At 45.5% G+C, this 6,934-nt stretch carries 9 protein-coding genes; all 9 read right to left on the bottom strand.

Going from position 1 to position 6,934, the window contains the following annotated elements; translation table 11 throughout:
- Window positions 1-71: 71 nt before the first annotated feature.
- The 9 genes from FD47_RS13035 to FD47_RS12995 all read right to left on the bottom strand — a co-directional run bounded on the left by FD47_RS13035 (window position 72) and on the right by FD47_RS12995 (window position 6,870).
- Window positions 72-1,400, bottom strand: a complete 1,329-nt coding sequence (locus tag FD47_RS13035; protein WP_054736355.1) for an MFS transporter — start codon at window positions 1,398-1,400, stop codon at window positions 72-74.
- Window positions 1,401-2,265: 865 nt separating this feature from the next.
- Window positions 2,266-2,526: a hypothetical protein gene (locus tag FD47_RS13030; RefSeq protein WP_008213783.1), complete on the bottom strand. Its 261-nt coding sequence runs from the start codon at window positions 2,524-2,526 to the stop codon at window positions 2,266-2,268.
- A gap of 137 nt (window positions 2,527-2,663) precedes the next feature.
- Complete coding sequence (locus tag FD47_RS13025) at window positions 2,664-3,887, bottom strand: ABC transporter permease (protein ID WP_054736353.1); 1,224 nt, start codon at window positions 3,885-3,887, stop codon at window positions 2,664-2,666.
- Complete coding sequence (locus tag FD47_RS13020) at window positions 3,880-4,776, bottom strand: ABC transporter ATP-binding protein (protein ID WP_056980780.1); 897 nt, start codon at window positions 4,774-4,776, stop codon at window positions 3,880-3,882. The genes FD47_RS13025 and FD47_RS13020 overlap by 8 nt, the downstream gene beginning before the upstream one ends.
- 89 nt (window positions 4,777-4,865) lie before the next feature.
- Entirely contained in the window at window positions 4,866-5,135 is a 270-nt protein-coding gene (locus FD47_RS13015) for a hypothetical protein (protein WP_056980779.1), read from the bottom strand.
- A 22-nt stretch (window positions 5,136-5,157) separates the two neighbouring features.
- A complete protein-coding gene (locus FD47_RS13010) occupies window positions 5,158-5,409 on the bottom strand; it encodes a hypothetical protein (RefSeq protein ID WP_008213788.1) in 252 nt (83 codons plus the stop codon).
- Window positions 5,410-5,592: 183 nt separating this feature from the next.
- The gene (locus tag FD47_RS13005; RefSeq protein WP_056980778.1) at window positions 5,593-5,955 is read right to left on the bottom strand and encodes a winged helix-turn-helix transcriptional regulator; all 363 of its coding nucleotides are present in this window, start codon (window positions 5,953-5,955) and stop codon (window positions 5,593-5,595) included.
- A 139-nt stretch (window positions 5,956-6,094) separates the two neighbouring features.
- Entirely contained in the window at window positions 6,095-6,556 is a 462-nt protein-coding gene (locus FD47_RS13000; protein ID WP_054736347.1) for a hypothetical protein, read from the bottom strand.
- On the bottom strand, window positions 6,553-6,870 hold the full coding sequence (locus tag FD47_RS12995) for a hypothetical protein (RefSeq protein ID WP_054736345.1): 318 nt from the start codon (window positions 6,868-6,870) through the stop codon (window positions 6,553-6,555). The genes FD47_RS13000 and FD47_RS12995 overlap by 4 nt, the downstream gene beginning before the upstream one ends.
- Window positions 6,871-6,934 lie beyond the last annotated feature (64 nt).

The following is a 6,934-nucleotide window of genomic DNA, read 5'->3' as shown; positions in this document are numbered from 1 at the left end:
CGTATTTGGAGGACTTTGTCTTCAGTCTGGCCAACTCAGCAGCGAGTTGGTTTTTTTGTACTCATTCAAAATTATTTAGTATAATCAATCGACTTGGTTTCCTTTGTCGTCAACAGCGCTACCAGTGAAATAGCTGCCATTAATGCCAAGTAGAAGCCAACGGAGTGAATCCCATAACGATCAACCAAGAATGACGCGATGGTTGGCGCAAAGGCTGCCCCGATGATGGCTGCTAAATTGTAAGCAATTCCGGAACCAGAGTAACGGGTTGCGGTTGGGAACAATTCTGGCAATAAAGCACCGACTGGGCCATAGATAATCCCATAGATGAAGAAGCCGACGAAAATGAAGAAGATGCCGCCGCCGACGTTTCCCTTTCCTTGAAGGAAGAATGGAAATGCGAGGGCAAATGCAATGATCATGACCGTCCCGGTAACCAGAACGCCCTTCCGGCCAAGCCGGTCAGCAAACAAGGATGCAACGACAATCATGGCACCGAACAAGACAACCCCAAGCATGAGCATTAACAGCCATTCTTTGGTTGGCAGGTTCATTGCAACGGTCACGTAACTCAGTGACCACGTTGTTAATAGGTAGAAGAAGGTATAGGCAACCCCCATGATGAAGGTTCCTTTGAGGATTGATGCCCAATTATGTTTGAATACTTCAGCCAATGGTGACTTTTGAACCTTTGACTGATCCATTGCCAAACGGAATAGTGGCGTTTCCTGCATCTTTTCCCGAACAACCAAGCCAATAACAACCAATACAGCTGAAGCCAGGAACGGGATCCGCCAGCCGAATGCTTGCATTTGAGCAGGCTTCAGGGTTGATTCAAGGACAAAGTACAAACCGTTACTTAAGAAGAAACCAATTGGCGCACCAAGTTCAGGAAAGGCGCCATAGAGTGCCCGTTTATTAGCGGGGGCGTTTTCAGTCGCAACCAGAACGGCACCAGACCATTCACCGCCAAGACCAATCCCTTGAATAAATCGGGCGAGGCAAAGCAGAAGCACGGCAAGAAGTCCTAAAGTTGCGTAACTTGGCAAAACGCCAATGACAACCGTCGCGGTTCCCATTGTCAGTAATGAAACAACCAATGTTTTCTTTCTTCCGAGTTTATCACCGAAGTGGCCAAATATTAAGGAACCCAGTGGTCGGGCCACAAAGGCAACCCCGAATGTCAATAGACTTAAAATAAGGGCAATAGCTGGGGTCACTTTCGGGAAAAATACCGTTGGAAAGTATGTAGCTGCCGCGGTACCATATGCGTAAAAATCAAAAAATTCAATGGCGGTTCCAATCATCGAGGCCAGGATGACTGTTCGCACCGGATCTCTTTGTAAATCTTCAGTTGATTCAGCTTGGGAATCAACTGCTGTCGTAGGCGTATCTTCCATAAAAAAATCACTCTCCTATAAATTTAATTGGTTATGAATTAACGATCACTTTCTGAAGCTATGGACACTATTTTCATTCCGTTTTCATGAATCACCTCCTAAGGTGAACCCGGGTTACACTTAAGATATAAAAAAACACCAAGAACTGTGGTAGCAGTCCTTGGTGTTTCTCATGCCAATCCTGCCCGCAATCTGCTTGCGGGCACTCTAATTAGCCCGCAGTATTAATAATAATGCGGATAATCGAGCTGTTTAAGTTTTCAGTTAAATTGGCTTGTTTCATCATTCGGGTTCCTCTTTTCATAAGATGGTTTCATCTTAGCAGAGAATATATTAAATGTAAATAAGAAAATGGCAATTAATTAAATTTATTTGATGATAGTATAAGATAATTAAGGGATAATCCCTATTGACACGGAGATTATCCCTTTCATTTGATTTTAATTTTATGAGAGTGGGCGTGGAAAACGTTACTTTCAGGCTATGCTTCAAAGTAGTCCGCGCTGAAAGCGGTGGTGAGTCCCTTTAGGGCGACGGTGCCGGCAGTACATCTAAAGGTGAAATGACAAAAACCCAAGACCAGGGTTTTCGGTAGGTCGCCTGCTACATAGTGGAAACGTGCTCCGAAGCCCGCGCTGAAAGCGCTGGCGAGTCCCTTTAGGGGCGACGGGCCTGCCGCTAACATCTAAGGATAAAAAGCTAAAAATCCAAACCCGGGATTTCCGGTGGCTCTCCTGCTACATAGTGGAAACGTGCTCCGACGACCCTGGCACTAACATCTTAAGCAGGAAAACCAAAAATCCAAAACCAGGATTTCCAGTTTCCCTGCTTAAGATACCGTGCCACCCGGGTCTCGTCGCACTCTTTACTCTTCCGACACCGTCGCATCCTTTTGAATCTCTGGTGATAGATCGTACATCTTGGCCGCCTCCGACAACATTGCGTGGTATGGATACGCGCCATCTCGGTACGGTTCAATCACGACTTCTTCCGAAATCTTCGAGAGCGGCTTCTTGCCGTCCTTTACCTGCGCCTTATCCAACTCTGCGATGATCTTCTTCTCAACTTCGGCATAGCTGCCGACCAGCGGTTTTGTTTCCAAATTGCCTTGAACTGAAATTTTCATAAAAATCCCTCGCAATCTATCATTTTTTGAGATCAGTTATAGCCGCTCAGAATCCGCGGATCTATTTATACTCATCATACCAGTTATCGCCGTGAGATTTTAGGAGAATTTCCAGAAAAATCAAAATTTAATGTTTTCTAGTTTTGATACGTCAGGCCTCGCTTTAAGCGTTTCCAAAAACTGCTGTCGTCGGTCTGTAAAATCAGGCCCTCGTAAATTCGGCTGATGTACCAAGCCAGCAACCCAATCGTTAAAATCAGAATTAATAGGGACAAGCTGATTTCCAGTGGACTGGCTTGATGATAGATCACCCGCAGCGGCATGAAGTACGACGAGAAGAACGGGATGTACGATAACACTTTGACGATTAGCCCGGTCGGATTACTTTGGAACGGGAAGGTTAAGAAGAACGCCGTCATCCCCAAATAAATCGCTGGTTGAGCCGCCTTTGGTGCATCTTCTGCCTTAGCAACCAACGCCCCGCTAAACGCAGACACAATCGTGTAAATGATCACCCCAAGGAACAGATACAGCAGATTAACGTTCAATAAATTGCCAATAACCGGCTGAATCAGGTAACGATACTGATCAAAAAGCTTCCTGAAGGTGTCAATTTGATTAAGGCCCAAATAAAAGGCGGCCCCGCCGACCAAGTAAATCAGGATTTGCGTCAAAATCACCATCATGACGCCGGTAATTTTGCCAATAAAGTACTTCGACGCTTTGGTACTGGAGAAAATGATCTCCATAATTTTGGTCCCCTTCTCCGAAGCAATTTCCTGGGCGGTGATTGACGAGTAGGTTAACAGCACCATATAAATCACAAATACCAGAATCCAAAATGAGGCAATCTTTGCAATATCACTACTTCCCGAAGTCTTGTGAATGTGCTGCTTAAATACGGGCTGCTGACTCAAGGCCTTTAACTGAGTGGTCTTAAGCTTGGCATTCTGCAGATTGAGGGTCTGCTGGGTCTTGTTGAGAAATCCCTTCACGCTGGTTTCCATTGAACTGGAAATGGAATTTTGTGAGTAATATCGCCCGGTTACCCGCCTTGAATCGGCCGATAATTTCAAATAACCGGCCAGCTTATCGTTGGCTACCCGCTTTTTAGCAGCGGCAACCGTTGTGACATCACGACTAACATCGGCTTGATTGTCCTTGATAAACGCAGCCCGTAATTGCGGCTGATCCGAAATCACGGCAATCCGCTGGGAATTGGTATTTGAGCTACCGCTAAAGTATCCCACTCCCAATGACACGGCCAGAAGTAGAAATGGCGAAACCACCAGCATCACGAAGCTCCATGATTTAACCTGACGCAAGTAGGTCTCCAGGGCGACAATCCACGTCTTATTCATGATTTGTCACCGCCTTTAACCGAAAGATTTCATCCAGAGTTGGGGGCTGCTGACTAAATTCTTCGATATAGTGGCCGCCAGTTAATCGGTCAAAAATATCCCGACCGGCTGCCGGATCATCCAAATGAAGCAAGTACCGATGATCCCGCAAATGCGTGACGTTGGTAACGTGGGATAATTCAGCGAGTTGGCCTTCCTGCCAATCCGTCGTCACGTATAATTCCGACCTGCCAAAGGATTCCCGAACTTCCCCAAGGGCACCATTTAGGACCACATTACCCGTTTTCAGCATCACCAGTCGATCGCAAATGCTCTCAACGTTCGCCATATCATGACTGGAAAAGATAATTGCGGCGCCCTGTCTGCGGGCCTCAAGAATCGCTCGCTTCAACAAATCCGCATTCACCGGATCAAGGCCACTGAACGGTTCGTCCAAAATGATTAACTTGGGCTGGTGAATTAGGGTGCAAATCAGCTGAACCTTCTGCTGGTTTCCTTTGGATAAGCTCTTAATCTTATCGGTCTTTTGCCCCTTTACCGCAAACTTGGTCATCCACTCGTCAATCTGGGGTCGAATGATTTTGGCGGGTTTATTTTTCAAACGGGCTAAATATACGATCTGCTGCTCAACGGTGAGTTTAGCCATCAGGCTCCGTTCTTCCGGCAAATAGCCGATGTTATCAAAGTCATTTTCAGTGATTGGCTGCCCATCCCAAGTAATTTCGCCCTCATAGTTCAAGAAATTCAGGATGCTGTGAAAGGTCGTGGATTTTCCAGCCCCATTTTGGCCGATCAACCCTGTAATTTGGCCGTCCGGAACGTCAAAGGTCACACCATTAAGTGCCTTAACCGTTCCAAACTGCTTTGTGACGTTATTAATCGCTAACACGGGATTCCTCCTTATTTTAAAGCGCTCATTGTCTTAATCAAATTGAAGTTATGATAATTGTATCATGTTCATCTTAATCTTTATGGAAATCAATCATCCCCATAATCAACACCGCAAACCGCAAGGCCCTGGGCAATCCCAATATAGCACATCATTTCACCTAACCACCGGCAACGAACGAAAATCCCGCCAATGTCAACCCATTTTGGCGGAAAGGGAAAGCACACCAAATCAGAAACCAGGTTTGCGATTTTGACAAACCAAAAGCAGCCAACAATCAAACTAATGATTGCTGACTGCCGCTGAATGCGTGACTGTAACGGTGCCAAATCGGCACACAAGCCGAATTGCCATATCAAAGGCCGTTCAACTTGCGTTTGTTTATCCCTTCAACCCCCGAGCCTGCCGATCCATATCTTCAACGACAATGTCGAAGATTTCACCTAATGAGGCACAGTATTCCAAGATTTCCCAGGGCTTGTTGGTGTGAAAGTGAATTTTAATCAAGCTGTCATCGCCAACTGCAATCAGACTGTCCCCTTCAAAATTCGCCTTAATGTGGGCGTCAATCGCGTTTTCGTCCAGATCATGACCGTCAATCAGGCACTGAACGTCGTATTTATATTTAATCAAGATAATGGCTCCTTCTAAAACAGTTTTGGTTTAATCACATTATAGCCACAAACCAAGTTGTTGAGGCCCGCCAACATCTTTTATTTTTAAATCCATATGGTCAAAAAAATTCCCCGTCAAAGTTCAACGGGAAATCGCAGTATGATTGGTCATTTTATTTTTAGTTCGTTAGCGAGTAAATCGCTACTTTTGCACTTCCGAAACCGATGCTTGGCTTCGATGAAGCTGATTGTACATGATCCCCCACTGTTCCATCGATGAGATGACCGGCTCGAGGGTTCTGCCAAATTCAGTTAACGAATACGTCGTCTTTACAGGAACGGATGGAAAAACTTCCTTGGAAATGACCCCGTCGGCTAACAACTCCTTGAGTTGAAGTGACAGCATTCTTCTGGAGCAGTCACTCATGAGCTTTTCGAGATCGTTAAATCGCTTCGTGCCATCGAGTAGATGGTAAATAATGACACTCTTCCACTTACCCGAAATAATCTGTAATGTGCTTTCAACTGGGCAACCTTGTTGACAATCATAGATATGTCTTTGCAATTCACTATTCCTCCCTCAACGATTACCATCGTCAATTTCCATGATAGGACGATGAAGGACCCGTTTCAATTAGAAAGTTCCAATTATAGGATGCTTTCTCGGCATCCCTAATGCGTACGTTCCCTGATGCAGCCAACCATTAATAACGGTCCGCCTTGGACGCCACGGCAGTTGCGGTTGTTTTAAAGGGTAAGTAAACGTAACGACCGTTCATCAAAATAGCCCGATGATTTTTGCCCGCGACCTTTGCTTTAGCCGGATGGTAAACCGCAAAGCAAGCGTTCTGATGGCGCTTATCGGTAAAGGAATATTGGTAATGATTAGCCATGTGAATCTTATCGACAGTCAGGTTTTTACCAGCAACCCGTTGCTTGCCAATCTTGACCGAATGCTTTGTAACGGCAAGCTGGCTAAATTTATCACGGGCCCGGTCGTAAAAGTACCAGTGGCCGATGAGTGATTTGGGAAGCGTTTTGCTTTCAGTCACTTCAGGGGAGGCCTCGGCGTTGCCAACCACCGTATATCCCAGCGTCAGCAGCAACACCACCGCTGCCATCCCAAAAATAATTAATAAATGCCTCTTTTTATGAATGACGCTCACCTTCCCATTTTGTCAAAATACGCCGCCGCCCATTTTCCATAGGCAACGCTCACTATCGCCAACACTACCAGTGTCAGCCCAAACCAGACGAATATGTCGATACTTCGGGTGAAATAGAGGTCGGTCAGGGCTGGAATCGCAAAGATCATGCCAAACACTAACAGAAACCACCTTCCAAACAATTTGGAAACATACTTTTTAGAAGGCCAATTGGGCTTGTGGCGGCCAAATCGGTACAAGCAAAGTCCAATTACGCCAAAGCGCCAGCTGATTGACCAAGTCTTAGAGTCGTGTGATTTTGGCGTTAAATGCATTTTAGACCTCCTAGGTTGATTATTATAACGTTAATTTAGGGTCTGTCTTAAAACAAGCTTTTTA

The sequence above is a fragment of the Lentilactobacillus parafarraginis DSM 18390 = JCM 14109 genome (genome assembly GCF_001435895.1).
Classification (GTDB): domain Bacteria; phylum Bacillota; class Bacilli; order Lactobacillales; family Lactobacillaceae; genus Lentilactobacillus; species Lentilactobacillus parafarraginis.
The sequence above is the reverse complement of the archived record's forward strand: the minus strand, read 5'-3'. Positions and strand labels throughout refer to the sequence as shown.